Source organism: Stenotrophomonas sp. (assembly GCF_031995405.1).
Lineage (GTDB): Bacteria > Pseudomonadota > Gammaproteobacteria > Xanthomonadales > Xanthomonadaceae > Stenotrophomonas.
In genome coordinates this window covers 19,562-33,454 of record NZ_DAMAGC010000036.1, presented here as the reverse complement: position 1 = coordinate 33,454, position 13,893 = coordinate 19,562, and the positions used below count along the sequence as shown (strand labels likewise).

General features: G+C 67.7%; 13 protein-coding genes. 6 read left to right on the top strand and 7 right to left on the bottom strand.

The window, feature by feature from the left end:
• The first annotated feature begins 253 nt into the window (after positions 1–253).
• From RTO53_RS08900 to RTO53_RS08890, 3 genes are read left to right on the top strand one after another with little or no spacing between them, the layout of a single operon-like run.
• Entirely contained in the window at positions 254–820 is a 567-nt protein-coding gene (locus RTO53_RS08900; RefSeq protein WP_312237450.1) for a TetR/AcrR family transcriptional regulator, read from the top strand.
• The gene (locus RTO53_RS08895) at positions 817–2,502 is read left to right on the top strand and encodes an MFS transporter (RefSeq protein ID WP_312237449.1); all 1,686 of its coding nucleotides are present in this window, start codon (positions 817–819) and stop codon (positions 2,500–2,502) included. The genes RTO53_RS08900 and RTO53_RS08895 overlap by 4 nt, the downstream gene beginning before the upstream one ends.
• Positions 2,503–2,510: 8 nt before the next feature.
• Complete coding sequence (locus RTO53_RS08890) at positions 2,511–3,668, top strand: HlyD family secretion protein (RefSeq protein WP_312237446.1); 1,158 nt, start codon at positions 2,511–2,513, stop codon at positions 3,666–3,668.
• Between the two features lie 131 nt (positions 3,669–3,799).
• Here RTO53_RS08890 and RTO53_RS08885 read toward each other — a convergent pair whose 3' ends face one another.
• Together RTO53_RS08885 and gltX are read right to left on the bottom strand one after the other, a co-directional pair.
• Positions 3,800–4,285, bottom strand: a complete 486-nt coding sequence (locus RTO53_RS08885; protein ID WP_312237445.1) for a Fur family transcriptional regulator — start codon at positions 4,283–4,285, stop codon at positions 3,800–3,802.
• A gap of 16 nt (positions 4,286–4,301) precedes the next feature.
• Entirely contained in the window at positions 4,302–5,705 is a 1,404-nt protein-coding gene (gene gltX / locus RTO53_RS08880; protein WP_312237444.1) for a glutamate--tRNA ligase, read from the bottom strand.
• A gap of 230 nt (positions 5,706–5,935) precedes the next feature.
• Between gltX and RTO53_RS08875 the strand changes: the two genes are divergently transcribed.
• Positions 5,936–6,577 (top strand): hypothetical protein, encoded by a 642-nt coding sequence (locus tag RTO53_RS08875; RefSeq protein ID WP_312237443.1) that lies wholly within the window; start codon positions 5,936–5,938, stop codon positions 6,575–6,577.
• A gap of 6 nt (positions 6,578–6,583) precedes the next feature.
• Here the strand turns inward: RTO53_RS08875 and RTO53_RS08870 are convergent, their stop codons facing one another.
• The 5 genes from RTO53_RS08870 to creB all read right to left on the bottom strand — a co-directional run bounded on the left by RTO53_RS08870 (position 6,584) and on the right by creB (position 12,274).
• Entirely contained in the window at positions 6,584–8,185 is a 1,602-nt protein-coding gene (locus RTO53_RS08870) for a M20/M25/M40 family metallo-hydrolase (protein ID WP_312237442.1), read from the bottom strand.
• A 95-nt stretch (positions 8,186–8,280) separates the two neighbouring features.
• On the bottom strand, positions 8,281–8,691 hold the full coding sequence (locus tag RTO53_RS08865) for a hypothetical protein (protein WP_312237441.1): 411 nt from the start codon (positions 8,689–8,691) through the stop codon (positions 8,281–8,283).
• Between the two features lie 10 nt (positions 8,692–8,701).
• Positions 8,702–10,021: a cell envelope integrity protein CreD gene (gene creD, locus RTO53_RS08860; RefSeq protein ID WP_312237440.1), complete on the bottom strand. Its 1,320-nt coding sequence runs from the start codon at positions 10,019–10,021 to the stop codon at positions 8,702–8,704.
• 99 nt (positions 10,022–10,120) lie between these two features.
• Positions 10,121–11,581, bottom strand: a complete 1,461-nt coding sequence (gene creC / locus RTO53_RS08855; RefSeq protein WP_312237439.1) for a two-component system sensor histidine kinase CreC — start codon at positions 11,579–11,581, stop codon at positions 10,121–10,123.
• Positions 11,582–11,584: 3 nt separating this feature from the next.
• Positions 11,585–12,274, bottom strand: a complete 690-nt coding sequence (creB, locus tag RTO53_RS08850; RefSeq protein ID WP_312237438.1) for a two-component system response regulator CreB — start codon at positions 12,272–12,274, stop codon at positions 11,585–11,587.
• 45 nt (positions 12,275–12,319) lie between these two features.
• Here creB and rlmJ point away from each other — a divergent pair, with 45 nt between their 5' ends.
• Together rlmJ and RTO53_RS08840 are read left to right on the top strand one after the other, a co-directional pair.
• Positions 12,320–13,177, top strand: a complete 858-nt coding sequence (gene rlmJ / locus RTO53_RS08845; RefSeq protein WP_312237437.1) for a 23S rRNA (adenine(2030)-N(6))-methyltransferase RlmJ — start codon at positions 12,320–12,322, stop codon at positions 13,175–13,177.
• A gap of 95 nt (positions 13,178–13,272) precedes the next feature.
• Positions 13,273–13,818 carry a GNAT family N-acetyltransferase gene (locus RTO53_RS08840; protein ID WP_038689569.1) on the top strand — a complete coding sequence of 182 codons (546 nt, stop codon included), beginning with the start codon at positions 13,273–13,275 and terminating at the stop codon, positions 13,816–13,818.
• The last annotated feature ends 75 nt before the right edge of the window (positions 13,819–13,893 follow it).

The window sequence follows — 13,893 nt, the reverse complement described above, 5'->3', positions numbered from 1 at the left end:
GGCCGCCGGCTTCGGCAGTCGAGCGTGGCTCGACTCTACCTGCTGCGGCCGCCGGGGTCGGCAGTCGAGCGTGGCTCGACTCTACCTGCTGCGGCCGCCGGCTTCGGCAGTCGAGCGTGGCTCGACTCTACCTGCTGCGGCCGCCGGCTCTGGACTTCACCCCGCCTTGATCTTGCCGAGCCGGCGCCCACCGGCAGGCGGCAATGGCGCTACGAGCTCTTTCCTTGCGGACACGGTTGTCCGATCATGCCGCATGACTTCCCAACGCGCCGATGCGGCTGCCCGCCGCGCCCTCATTCTGGATGCCGCCGACGCGGTGTTCGGGCAACACGGCGTGACCGCGCCGCTTGACCTGGTGGTGGAGCGCGCCCAGGTCGGCCGCGCCACGCTGTATCGCAATTTCCCCGACCGCACCGCGCTGGTCGAGGCGCTGCTGCAGCGGACCGTGGCGCGCATCAACCGCCAGGTGCAAAGCCTGGGCGAGCGAGACGATGCCCTGTTTGAAGTGCTTGAAGGCATGGCGGCGCGCATCGTGCAGTCGCCTGCGCTGTCCGATTACTGGCGCGCGGTGGACCCCGATGACCCCTCCATCAAGGCCGCGCGGCAGACCATCTGGGCCCTGCTCGAAGCCCCGATCCAGCGCGCGATCGCCGCCGGACTGTGCCGCCCGGATCTGCAGGCAACGGATGTTTCACTGATCTCAGGCATGCTGGGAGCCGCGCTGCGTGGCAAATCCCGCGAAGAGCGGGCCAAGCTGGTGGCGCGCGCCCTGCAGTTGCTGCGCGGCGGACTGCAGGGACCCGTCACGCCGGAGGGCTGATGTCGCAGTACCTCAAACCGATCCCGGATTGGGAAGACCACGAAAAACCGACCCTGCCGGGGTCGGCGTCGATGCCGTGGCATCCGCCGCACCGGCGCGTGGCCTATGCGGCGGTCTCGCTGCTGGTGGGCATCACCGGCGGCCTGGGCAACGCCCTGGTCAGCGCCAACCTGCCGTTCCTGCAAGGCCAGCTCGGCCTCACCCCGACCCAGGGCAGCTGGCTGGTGGCCGCCTATGCCATGGTCAACGTCACCGCCAACCTGCTGGCCTTCAAGTTCCGCCAGCAATACGGCATCCGCCTGTTCGCCGAGATCGGGCTGGGCCTGTATGCGGCGCTGGCGGTGCTGCATCTGTTCGTCGGCAGCTTTGAAACCACCGTGCTGATGCGCGCCGCCAGCGGCTTCGCCGGGGCGGCGTGCAGCACGTTGGGCACGCTGTATATGCTGCAGGCGCTGCCGCGCAAATACACCGGCAACCTTCTGGTGATCGGCGTGGGCATCGCGCAGCTGGCCGTACCCATCGCATGGCTGGTCTCGCCCGGTCTGGTCGACACCGGCCAATGGCACAACCTGTACCTGTTCGAAGCCGGGCTGGCGCTGTGTGCGTTTGCCGCGGTGGTGGTTCTGAAGCTGCCGCCCGGGGTGCAGATCAAGGCCTTCGAGCCGCTGGATTTCCTTACCTTCGCCCTGCTCGCGCCGGCGGTGGGCCTGCTGGTGGTGGTGCTGGCCCAAGGCTATACGCGCTGGTGGCTGGACACGCCATGGCTGGGCTGGGCGCTGGTCGCCTCGATCGCGCTGGCCACCGCCGGCTTCATCCTCGAACACTACCGTCGCAATCCCCTGCTGCAGACACGCTGGCTGGCTACCCTGCCGATGCTGCACTTCATCGTCGGCGCGTTCCTGATCCGCTTCCTGACCACCGAGCAGTCCTACGGGGTGGTCGGGCTGATGCGTCAGCTCGGCATGGGCCCGGACCAGATGCGGCCGCTGTTCGGCGTGGTGCTGGCCGGTGTGGTCACCGGTATTGCCGCGGCATCGCTGACCTTCGGGCCAAAGCGGATCATCGCCCAACTGCTGATGGCCATCCTGCTGCTCGGCAGCGCGGCGTTCCTCGACCAGCACCGCACCAGCCTGGATCGCCCGCACGACTTCTACCTGAGCCAGTTCCTGGCCTCGGTGGGCGCGGGCATGTTCATGGGCCCGCTGATCATGCTCGGCATCACCCAGGCGCTGAAACAGGGCGTGGACCACATGATCACCTTCCTGGTCACGCTGTCGATCACCCAGACCCTGGGCGGCCTGGCAGGCTCGGCGGTATTGGGCACCTACCAGCTGCACCGCGAACAGGTGTATTCCAGCGCGCTGGTCAGCCAGCTCGATCCGGCCGACGGGGTGGTTGCGCAACGCCTGAAACAGCAACAGCAGATTTACGGCGCGTTGCTCACCGACCCGGTCCAGCGCAGCGCGCAAGGCACCGCGCAACTGGCGTTGACTGCGCGCCGCGAAGCCAACGTGCGCGCCTACAACGATGTGTTCAGCCTCAGCGGCACTGTCGCGCTGGCGTTCCTGGGCTGGCTGTTGCTGCTGTCGGTGCGCACCGCGGTGCTCAAACAGTGGCGCAAGCACCATCTACCGCTCACCTCCCCTCCTGCCGCGGCGCCGTCCACCGCGCCGCCCCGATGAGTCCAGCCATGCCCACCACCCCGCCACGCGATGACAGCGCGCCCGAAAACGTCAATCCGGCGCCACCCACCGATGCCGCCCCGACCCACAATGACGCGGCGGCGGCCACGCCTGCGGCAGTGTCCAAGTACCTCAAGCCCAGCACCCGCAGCGTGGTGATCATGATCGTGATCGCGCTGCTCGGCATCGCGTTGATTCTGCGCGCGTGGTCGCTGTGGCCGTTCGACAGCAGCCGGGTCAGCACCGACAACGCCTATGTGCGCGGGCAGATCACCGTGCTGGCACCGCAGGTCAATGGCTATGTCACCGAGGTGCTGGTCAAGGACTTCCAGCACGTGAAGCAGGGCGATGCGCTGGTGCGCATCGATGACCGTATCTACAAGGAAAAGGTCGCCCAGGCCCAGGCCAACCTCGACAGCGCCAAGGCCTCCCTGGCCAACTCCGACCAGGCGCAGGCGCAGAACCGTGCGCAGATCGCTGCCGCGCAGGCCAACCTCACCGCTGGTCAGTCCGAACTGGCGCGCTCGCGCACCGAGCTCAAGCGCTATGAAGAGCTGGCCGCGCAACAACTGGTGGCCTTGAACGACCGCGACAAGTTCCGCACCAGCACGCAGGCCGCGCAGGCTGCGGTGCTGCAGTCGCAGGCGCAGATCCGCATCGCCGATGAGACCCTCACCTCCACCCAGGTCGCGCGCAAGAGCCTGGAAGCCGGCGTGGAAACCGCGCAGGCGCAGCTGGAACTGGCGCGCATCGACCTTGCCAATACGGTCATCCACGCGCCGCGCGATGGTCAGATCAGCGAGGCCTCGGTGCGCCAGGGCCAGTACGTCACCGCCGGCTCGCAGCTACTGTTCCTGGTTCCGGACGCGCTCTGGGTCGTGGCAAATTTCAAGGAAGGCCAGACCTGGAAGATGCGCATCGGCCAGCCGGCCTCGTTCAAGGTGGATGCCTTCGACGGCGAAAAGCTGCACGGCCACATCGAACAGATCGCCCCGGCCACCGGCTCGGAATTCAGCGTGCTGCGCCCGGACAATGCCAGCGGCAACTTCACCAAGGTCGTGCAGCGCCTGCCGATCCGCATCGCGATCGATCCCGACCAGCCGCTGGCCGCGCGGTTGCGCCCGGGCATGTCGGTGGTGGTGAAGGTGGATACCGCGGCCCGGTAGCGCCATGCCATGCATGGCTGCACGTTGCGTGCTGCAGGCAATTGCGGTGGATCTGGAGAAATGAAGGTCTGCGCGCTGCCAACCATGGGTTGGCATTACCGGTGTATCGCGTCAGGTGCGGAGCAACGACCTCAGCCCGCGCAGCGCGCGCACAGGCCGTGCACTTCCAGCGTCTGCGCCTGCGGCTGGAATCCCAGCTCCTTCGCGCGCTTCTCCAGCTGGCTGACGATTTCCTTGTCTTCCAGTTCCACCGCGCTGTGGCAGCTGTTGCAGATCAGGAACGGCACCGAATGCTGCGCGCTGCTGGGATGGTGGCAGGCCACGAAGGCGTTCACCGATTCGAGCTTGTGCACGAAGCCGTTGGCCATCAGGAAATCCAGTGCGCGGTACACGGTCGGCGGCGCATCGGCGCCGACGCCCTTGCCACTGCGCACCCATTCCAGCAGCTCATACGCCTTGACCGGCTTGCCGGCCTCGGCGATCAGCCGCAACACGTTGGCGCGGATGGGAGTGAGGCGCAGCCCGCGCTCGGCGCACACGCGTTCGACCACCTTCACGAAATCGGAGGCATCGTGAACGTGATGGTGCGGAGCGGTACAAGCGGTCTTTGCGGACATGCGCGGTCTCCTGTGGTCAGGCCGTCGGTACTTTAGTGAGTGCGACGTCGATGCGTTTCAAGGCCTCTTCACGCCCGGCCAGGAACACGGTCTGGGAGATGTCCGGGCTGACCTGGGTACCGGTGATGGCCACGCGCAGCGGCTGGGCGACCTTGCCCATGCCGATCTCCAGCGCCGTTGCGACATCGTGCAGGGCCGCCGACACGCTCTCCACCGTCCACTCCCCGGCGGCGGCCAACAGCTCGCGGGCCTTGCCCAGCGCCAGTTCCGCGCCCGGCTTGAAGTGCTTGGCCACCGCTGCCTCGTCGTAGTCGGTCAGCGGCTGGTACCAGACCACCGCCTTCTCGGCCATTTCCTTCAGGGTCTGCACGCGGTCGCGCAACGCCAGCACGACGTCGGCCGGGGCCGGCCCCGCGGCCAGATCCAGGCCCAGCTTGTTCAGCTGGTAGACCAGGTGCGGGGCGATGTCGGCCGGCTGCTCGGTCTTCAGGAAGTGCTGGTTGACCCAGCCCAGCTTGGCCATGTCCAGGCGTGCGGCCTTGGAGTTGCAATTGGTCACGTCGAACAGGTCGATCAGTTCCTGGCGGCTGAACAGCTCCTGGTCGCCATGCGACCAGCCCAGGCGGGCCAGGTAGCTGAGCAGCGCGTCGGGCAGGTAGCCGGCGTCCTTGTACTGCATCACATCGGCAGCGCCGGTGCGCTTGGACAGCTTGGCACCCTGCTCGTCCAGGATCATCGGCATGTGGCCGAACTTCGGCACCGGGGCGCCGATGCCTTCGTACAGATTGATCTGGCGCGGGGTGTTGTTGATGTGGTCGTCGCCGCGGATGACCTCGCTGATGCGCATGTCCCAGTCGTCCACCACCACCGCGAAGTTGTAGGTGGGGAAGCCGTCCGGACGGAAGATCACCATGTCGTCCAGCTCGCTGTTGGCGATCTCGATGCGGCCCTTGATCAGGTCGTCGAACACCACCGTGCCCTCCAGCGGGTTCTTGAAGCGGATGACGCGGTTCGGGTCGTCCTTGTACGGCAGGCCCAGGTCACGCGCGGCACCGTTGTAGCGCGGCTTTTCCTGCCTGGCCATCGCGGCCTCGCGCATCGCGTCCAGTTCTTCGCGGGTCTCGTAGGCGTAGTAGGCCTTGCCGTCGGCGACCAGCTGCTCGGCCACTTCCAGGTAACGGGCCACGCGCTGGGTCTGGTAGATCGGGCCCTCGTCGTAGCCCAGGCCCAGCCAGTCCATCGCCTCCAGGATCGCGTCGATCGCGCCCTGGGTGCTGCGCTCGCGGTCGGTGTCTTCGATGCGCAGCACGAATTCGCCGCCACGGTGACGGGCCTCCAGCCAGCAGTACAGCGCGGTGCGGGCGCCGCCGATGTGCAGGTAGCCGGTGGGACTGGGGGCGAAACGGGTGCGGCAGGTCATGGAGGGCTCGAGGCGGGAAGCTGGAATCCGGGCAATTTTACCCGTCCCGGGCCGTTTACTGCCTAAATCAGAAAATTCCGACTGTTACGGCGACCTGCCGGGTGATTTCATACGGCATTGTTCATCTTCGAGAAGGGGCATGCCGCTGGCGCGGACGCCGTCGATCTCCCCTGATGGCCCAGCGCGACCGCCTCATACGAACAGACCTATCCAAGCCCAGGGAGTACGCCTTGCTGCAGTCCCGTACCCGTTTCACCCTCGCCATCATCGCCATGTTGCTGGGCGGCTGCCACGATGTGTCGCCAGAGACCAGGGTCGTCGCCGACAAAGGTGTCGCACCGCCCGGCGAATGGCAGGCAGATCGCAACAGCGCGGCCGATGGCAAGGCGGCCCCCGCAGCAGCCGCAGCAGCTCGGGTCACCAGCGAGCGTACCGCGCTGGCCGCCCCCGCTCTGGTTCAGCAGGACCACCTCAGGTCCGAGGCGATGGATGCCCTGCTCGGCGATCCAGCCCAGTGGGATGCTCAGGTGGCCGACTGGCAACAGCGCTACGCCACCGATGCGACGGCGCAGCACCGCCGCCAGGAACATCTGGACGCGCTGAAGCTGCGCCTGCGCCAGGCCACCACCACCTCGCAGCTGCAGGCCTTCGACTGTTCGCCGCAACTGTGCCTGCTGGGCATCACCCTGATGCCCGACGACGCGGAGGCGATGACCCACGCGCTGACCGATATCGCCCCCGGCCAGCCGCCCATCTACACCGCCTCCGTGCGTCTGCAACGCAGCGGTGGCACCACCGGCGGCGCGGTGCTCTACCGCGCGATCATCTCGGTGGACCCCGCCATCCAGGGGTATTCGGTACAGACCCGCTGACTGCGCTCAGGGCGCCAGCAACGGCTTGCGCGGCATCTTTTCCTCGCGCATGGCCGCGTTGTAGACGAAGGAGGCCACGATCGCCGCTGCCTGCTTCAGGTCTTCCGGCTCGGCGTGGTCCCAGGTGTCCAGGTTGCTGTGGTGGACGTTGGTGAAGTAGTCCAGCCGGTCCTGGATGAACTGGAAGCCCGGCAGGCCGACCCGGTCGAAGGCGATGTGGTCGGTGCTGCCGGTGTTGCGGGTGGCCACGGTGGTGGCGCCGACGTCATGGAACGGGGCCAGCCAGGCCTCGAAGATCGGCACCGCCGCCAGGTTTTCCTGGGCATAGATGCCGCGGAAACGGCCCGAGCCGTTGTCCATGTTGAAATACACCGAGAATTTGTCGTAATCGCGCTGGCGCTGCAGCGCGCCGGTCGGTTCGCGCATCGAGGCCGGCAGCAGTTTCTGCTCCGGGTCGGTCGGTTCGGGGTAGCGGGCGAAATGCCGGGACACATGGTCCTGCGAACCCACCAGCCCCTGCTCTTCGCCGCTCCACAACGCCACGCGGATGGTGCGCCTGGGTTTTGCGCCCACCGCCTTGAGGATGCGCATGGCTTCCATCATCACCGCCACGCCGGCGGCGTTGTCGGCCGCACCGGTGCCGGTGTGCCAGGAATCCATGTGCGCGCCGAGCATGACGATCTCATCGGCCTTGCTGCTGCCGCGGATCTCGGCCAGCGTGTTGTAGCCCGGCTGGTCCTGCGCATCGGTGAAGCGCGCCTCCACGTTGACCCGCAGTTTGACCGGCTGCTTCTGCTCGACCGCACGCACCAACGGGTTGTAGTGCTCGGCCATCATCGCCAGTTCGGGCACGCCCACCGGTTCGCCCGCCTTGCGCGAGCCGCCGCCGCCGACGCGGATGATGCCGTTGTCCCAGCCGCTGATGCTGATCGTGGCCAGCACGCCCTGCTCGGCGAAGAACGCGTTGGTGGCGCGCGCGAGCGCCTGCTTGTCCAGGTATTCCCTGGCCTTCTTGGCGCGCTCGGCCTTGGCGTCGGCCACGTCCTTGGGCACCGCGAACACCTGCAGCTCGGCCAGGCCGGCCTCGTCGTGGCGGTTCGAATCGGAGGCGCTGGCGCGCGCGTAATCGCGTGCGTCGTTGAGCAGCAGGATCTTGCCGGTCAACTTGCCCTTGTACTGCGCCAGGTCGGCGATCTTCTTGATGTCGACCTTGACCACCTCGCCTTCGACCGTGCCGTTGGTGCCCGGCGTCCACGCCTTGGGCAGCGCGTACAGCGGCGCCACGCGCGGGCTCAGCATCTCCACGTTGGCGTTGCTGAATTCCCAGCCCCGACCGAAGGCGTCGAAGCCTTCGTCGTGCACGTTGACCAATCCCCATTCGGTGAACGTCTCGCGGCTCCAGCGGTTGGCTTCGCGCATGGCCGGCGAATTGGTCAGGCGCGGACCGATCCGTTCGGTGAGGTGGCTGAAGGTGGCCATCACCTGCGAGCGGTGGAAGGCTTCCTGGCGGATGCGGCCGACCATATCCAGGTCCACCGTCTCACGCTCCTGCGCCATTGCATTGCCACCCATCGCCAGCGCTACCGCCAGCACGCCCCACTTCAGCACGTCACACCCCGGCCTTTCGGCATCACTCGACAAGCCCCCGAGTCTAGCCAGCGCGCGCGCCGTGCCCCCGTCCCATCGGTCATGCCTGCGCGCGCTCAGCCGTTCCAGCCCAGCCACAGCTGTGCGTGCGCCGGCAACAGCAACAGCCAGTGGCGGCGGTCGACGCTGGTGCAGCCGAATACAGCCGCGTGCGCGGGCCAATCCGCCGGCAGGCCCTCGATACCGATCTCGGTCAGTGCTGCGCTGCCGGCTTTCCATTCCCGGTAGCGCGGCACCCGTCCACCCAGTGCGCCGCGTCCCTGCCGCGCCCCGGACAACCACGCCAGTCCCTGGCGCTGGACTCCTTCGCAGCTGCGCTCGGCCAGCTTGAAGCGGACCAGGCCGGGAGCGATCCGCGCCCCCGGCAAGGCCGCCAGCACGCCGCTGGCCTGCAGCAGTGCATCCACTTCCAGCAGCGCGGGAATGCCCTGCCCCGCGCGTTGCCGTAACCCTTGGCGCCAGCTCATGTCGTGCTCCTTACTTCAGGCTCGCGCCGACTTCGTACCAGTCGATCTTGCGGGTGATCCACATCGCCGTGGCCAGCACGCCGAACAGCAGCAGCGAACCCATCAGCAACGCGTTGTTCTCCGAGATCAACAAGCCGTACAGCGCGCCGTACAGCACGGTCAGCATGCCGGCGAAGCCCAGTCCGCGTGTCCAGCTCTTCAATACGCCGGACAGGTACACCGCCTGTACGCCGATGCAGGCCACCGCCGAGACGACGTACGCCAGCCAGAACGGAATATGTTCGGACAGGCTGAGCAGCAGCAGGAAGAAGATCGCCAGCGCCAGGCCCACCATCAGGTATTGCAGCGGGTGGATGCGCAGCCGCTTGATCAGCTCGAACAGGATGAAGCCGACGAAGGTGAGCAGGATGAAGAGGATGCCGTACTTGCTGGCGCGATCGGCCTGGGTGTAGATGTCCACCGGGTTGACCAGTTCGACGCTGACCGTCTCCGGCTCGACGTCCTTGCTCTCGCGCAGCTGGCGCTGCGCCTGGGAGGCCAGCGACGATACCGCCCACTGCGCTTCAAAGCCCTGCTCGCCGACGGTGCGCTGGTTGGGCAGGAAGCTGCCGCCGAACGACGGATGCGGCCACGGCGACTGGATCGCGATACGGCTGTCATCGCCCACCGGCACCACCGCCAGCGAGCGGGTGCCATCGAGTACCAGCGCCAGTTCCAGCTTGCTGGCCTTGAGCACTCCACCGGCAGGGGTGTCGAAACCGCGCAGCGGCACGTGCAGGCCCTTGCCCATTCCGGTGACATCGCCGATGCCCGGCTGCAGGGTCAGCGCTGCGCCGTCAACCTGCAGCCTGGGCGAGCCGACCAGTCCGCGCACGTCGGCGATGCCCACCGCCAGGTACGGCGTGCCGTACACGCGGCCTTCCTTGATCGGGTAGTCGTCGTCGCTGAACTCGGCGGTGATCTTCGCGTTCCAGCTGTATACCGGCACCCGGAACAGGCCGATGCGACGCTCGTCCGGTTGCATGCGGCCATCGACCTGCAGCCTGGACGGCATCTGCAGCCAGTAGCTCTGCTCGGTCTGCACGCCCTTGGTCTTGTTGCCGGCCGCATCGACCACTTCCACTTCGCGGGTCTCGGTCCACGGCACCACGCGCACCGGACCGGTCAGGGTCTGCGCACCCGCGCGGCTCTGCGACACGCGCAGATAGGCCTCGTCGCGGTAGGACTGGCGCTCGCTGATCACGCCCTTGATCATCATCAGCGGGATCAGCAACAACAGGATCAGCCCGCCGACAATGGCGAACCGCAACAGCATCTTCAGTGATTTCATGGCCCGTCCTCGGTTGGGAGGGGGCCAGCTTCGGCGGTGGCGGTGTGCGGGGTTTGTGCTGAGTTTGAAGTCTGTGTGAAGTGCGCGGCCTGCCGGGGCTCAGCGCCGGATCGGCGCGGCCGGGCCGCGCCACGGCAGCCACAGCGAAGCAATGGCACCGCCGCCTTCGCGGTTGCGCAGCTGGGCACGTCCACCGTGCAGGCGCGCGACTTCCTGCACGAACGACAGCCCCAGACCGGAACTGCGCAGACCGGTGGCCGGGCGCGCCAGCGAGTAGAAGCGTTCGAACACCCGCTCCAGCGCGTAGTCGGGCACGCCGCTGCCGCGATCGGCCACGCGCAGGACCACGCCTTCGCCATCGCGCGCCGCGCTGAGCTGCACACAGGCTTCGGCGGTGGAAAACGCCAGCGCATTCTCCAGCAGGTTGTTCAAGGCCTGGCGCAGCAGGTAGCCATCGCCCTGGATCACCAGCCCGTCGGGCACCTCCACCTCCACGCTTACCGCAGCGGACTGCGCACGCATGGCCACCGCGTCGGCGGCGGTGCGCAGGAGCAGGCCCAGGTCGATCGGCTCGCGCTTCTGCAGCCAGCCATGCTGTTCCACTTCGGCCAGCGCCAGCAGCTTGTCGATGGTTTCGGTCAGGCGCTGTTCCTGGCCCTGGATGCTGCGCGCGAAGTGCACGCGGTCGGCATCGGGCAACGGCTCCTGCAGCAGCTCGGCGGCGCCGCGGATGGCGGCCAGCGGGCTTTTCATCTCGTGCGTCAGCGACTGCACATACTGCTCGACGTAGGCCTTGCCTTCCAGCTTGCGCCGCATCGTTTCCAGCGCCTGGCCGAGATCGCCGATCTCGTCGCGACGCGGTTTCGGCGGGGGCACCGGCTCGCCGGCACTGACCGCCTTGGCATAACGGTTGAGTCGGTTGACCCCGTGCATCAGCCAGGCGGTCATCAACAGCCCGATCAGCGCCGACAGGCCGATCAACCATGCGCCCCGTTTCATGATGGCGCGCTGGCTGGCGGCAATGAACGGGTCGATGCTGCGGTTGGGCTGGGCCAGGCTGAGCACACCGATCAGGCGCCGGGCATCGGCCGGATCGTGGATCGGCGCGGCCACGTGCATCACCGAGTGGGTGTCATCGCCGGGGGTCTCCGGGCTGGAGCGCGCGCCATATTCGCCGCGCAGGGTGCGGTAGACGTCATTCCAGCGCGAGTTGTCGCGGCCGACGCCCTGGCCACTGGAGTCGTAGATCACGATCCCCTTGGCATCGGTGATGGTCACCTGGTAGTCGAGCGTGCGCTTGGGGAAACGCCACACCATCGCCTTGGGGTCGCGGCGCTGCGCGCGGGCCAGGTTGGCCACGAAGGTGCCGTGGCGGATCGTCCCGGCCTTGACGTCGGCGGCGGCCATCTCGGCCAGTACATTGGCCGCGTCGACCAACGTGGACTCCATCGCCTGGCGTACGCCGGGCTTTACTTCGTTGACGAAGATGCGCATCACGAAGAACGCGGCGATGCCCACGATCAGGAAGAAACCCAGGAACAGCTTGAGGCCCAGCCGCATCGTTCAGACCTCCAGCGCGTAGCCGAGCCCGCGGTGGGTGCGGATCGGATCGGGGTCGGCACCGGCGGCGCGCAGCTTGGCGCGCAGCGTCTTGACGTGGGTATCCACGGTGCGATCCGCACTGTCGGCGTCGGTGTCCCAGCCCCGGTCCATCAACTGCGCACGGCTGAGGATGGCGCCGGGGCGCTGCAGCAGCGCGGCCATCAGCGCGTACTCGTAGCGGGTCAGCTCCAGCGGCTGCTCGGCGTAGCGGATGCGGCGACCCTCGCGGTCGATGGCGAAGCGGCCGTGCTGCTGCCACCCGCCCTGCTCGACCGGCGCACTGCTGCGGCGCAGTCGCGCACGCACCCGGGCGACCAGCTCGCGCGGCGAGAACGGCTTGGCCATGTAGTCGTCCGCACCCAGCTCCAGGCCCAGCACGCGGTCGAACTCGTCGTTGCGCGCGGTCAGGAAGATCACCGGCACCTCGCTGAAGGTGCGCAGGCTGCGGCAGACCTCGAACCCGCTCATGTCCGGCAGGCCCACGTCCAGCACCACCACATCGAAGGCCTGCTGGCGCAGCGCTTCCAGCGCGCCACCGCCGAGCAGGCAGTGCTGGGCGCCATAGCCCTCGCTGCGCAGCGCGTACAGCACGGTGTCGGCGATGGCGGTTTCGTCTTCGACGACCAGGACGTTGTGCAGGGGTCGGTTCATGCGCGCAGCATAGCCGCTGGGCCCGCCGCCCCGTACACTGCGCCGATGAATTACCGCCACGCCTTCCATGCCGGCAACCACGCCGATGTGCTCAAGCACATCGTGCAGCTTGCCCTGCTCGACACCTTCAAGCGCAAAGACAGCCCGTTCTTCGTGCTGGACACCCACGGCGGCGCTGGCCGCTACCTGCTGGCCAGCGAGGAAAGCCGCAAGACGCTGGAGGCCGAAGACGGGGTGATGCGGCTGATGGCCCAGCCGGCGCTGCCGGCCGTGATCGAGCGCTATCTCAAGGCGGTCCAGGCCGACAACCCGGTCGGGGCGATGATCAGCTACCCCGGCTCGCCGTTGCTGACCGCCCAGACCCTGCGCGAGCAGGACCGCATGGCGGTCTGCGAGGTGCAGGACGACGAAGCGGCCTCGCTGAAGGCGCTGTTCGCCCATGACAGCCGGGTCGGGGTGTACCACGCCGACGGCTACGCCCAGAACCGGAAGCTGCTGCCGCCCAAGGCCAATGGCGTGAAAATCGGCCGCGGGCTGGTCCTGATCGACCCGCCCTACGAAGGGCAGGACGCCGAGTACCAGGCCATCCTGGCCTCGGTGACCGAGATCCTGGGCCGCTGGCCGCAGGCAAGCTTTGCGATCTGGTTCCCGATCAAGCAGCGCCGGACCATCCTGCATTTCCTGCGCAAGGCCTGCGCGCTGCCGGTGAAGTCGGTGCTGACCGTCGAGTTGCTGGTGCGCCCGGACGATTCGCCGCTGCGGCTCAACGGCAGCGGCATGCTGCTGCTCAACCCGCCGTGGCAGTTCGACCAGGTGCTGGCCCCGGCAATGCCGGCGCTGAAGCAGTTCCTCGGCGAAGCCGGCGCCAGCACGCGCCTGCAGTGGCTCAAACAGGCCGAATGAGCGCCCCCTCGCGTCCCTGAACGGCGTGAGCGTTCCGTTCACGGAACCCGCACCCGGGGATGCGAGAATCCGAAGACCACCTAGGAATCACCGGTATGGCTACCCGTAACCGCATGCCGCCCTGGCACGAGATTTTCAAGGCACCCAGTGGCCACGAGCTGCTGATCCGCCCGATCCGCCCCGAAGACGGGGCACCGCTGCACGCCGCCTTCAGCCTGTTCGGGCCAGAGGAGATCCGCGACCGTTTCCTGCAGTCGGTGACCGAGCTGTCGCCGGAAACCACCCAGCGCCTGACCCACCCCAATCCCAAGAGCGAAATCACCCTGGTCGCGGCCGAGTCGCTGCCCGCCGGTGAAGCCGTGGTCGGGGCGGTGGCGCGGGCCTCCATCATCCAGGGTACCCGCGAGGCCGAGTACGCCATCCTGGTCAGCCGCTTCCTGGTCGGCCAGGGCCTGGGCCGGCAGCTGATGCGCAAGCTGGTCAAGTGGGCGCGTGGCAAGTACCTGGACCGGTTGTACGGCGATGTCGCCGAAGAGAACGAGCCGATGAAGCAGTTGGCCGCTTCGCTGGGCTTCAAGCCGGTGCCGCATCCGCAGGGCACGCCTGGCCTGGTGCGCATGGTGCTCGAACTCGACAGTTGAGGGAGTGCCGGTCGCGGACCGGCCGCGCGCCCTCTTGACTCGGGGGGGCGGTGCAACCAATCAGGCAACGGTGAG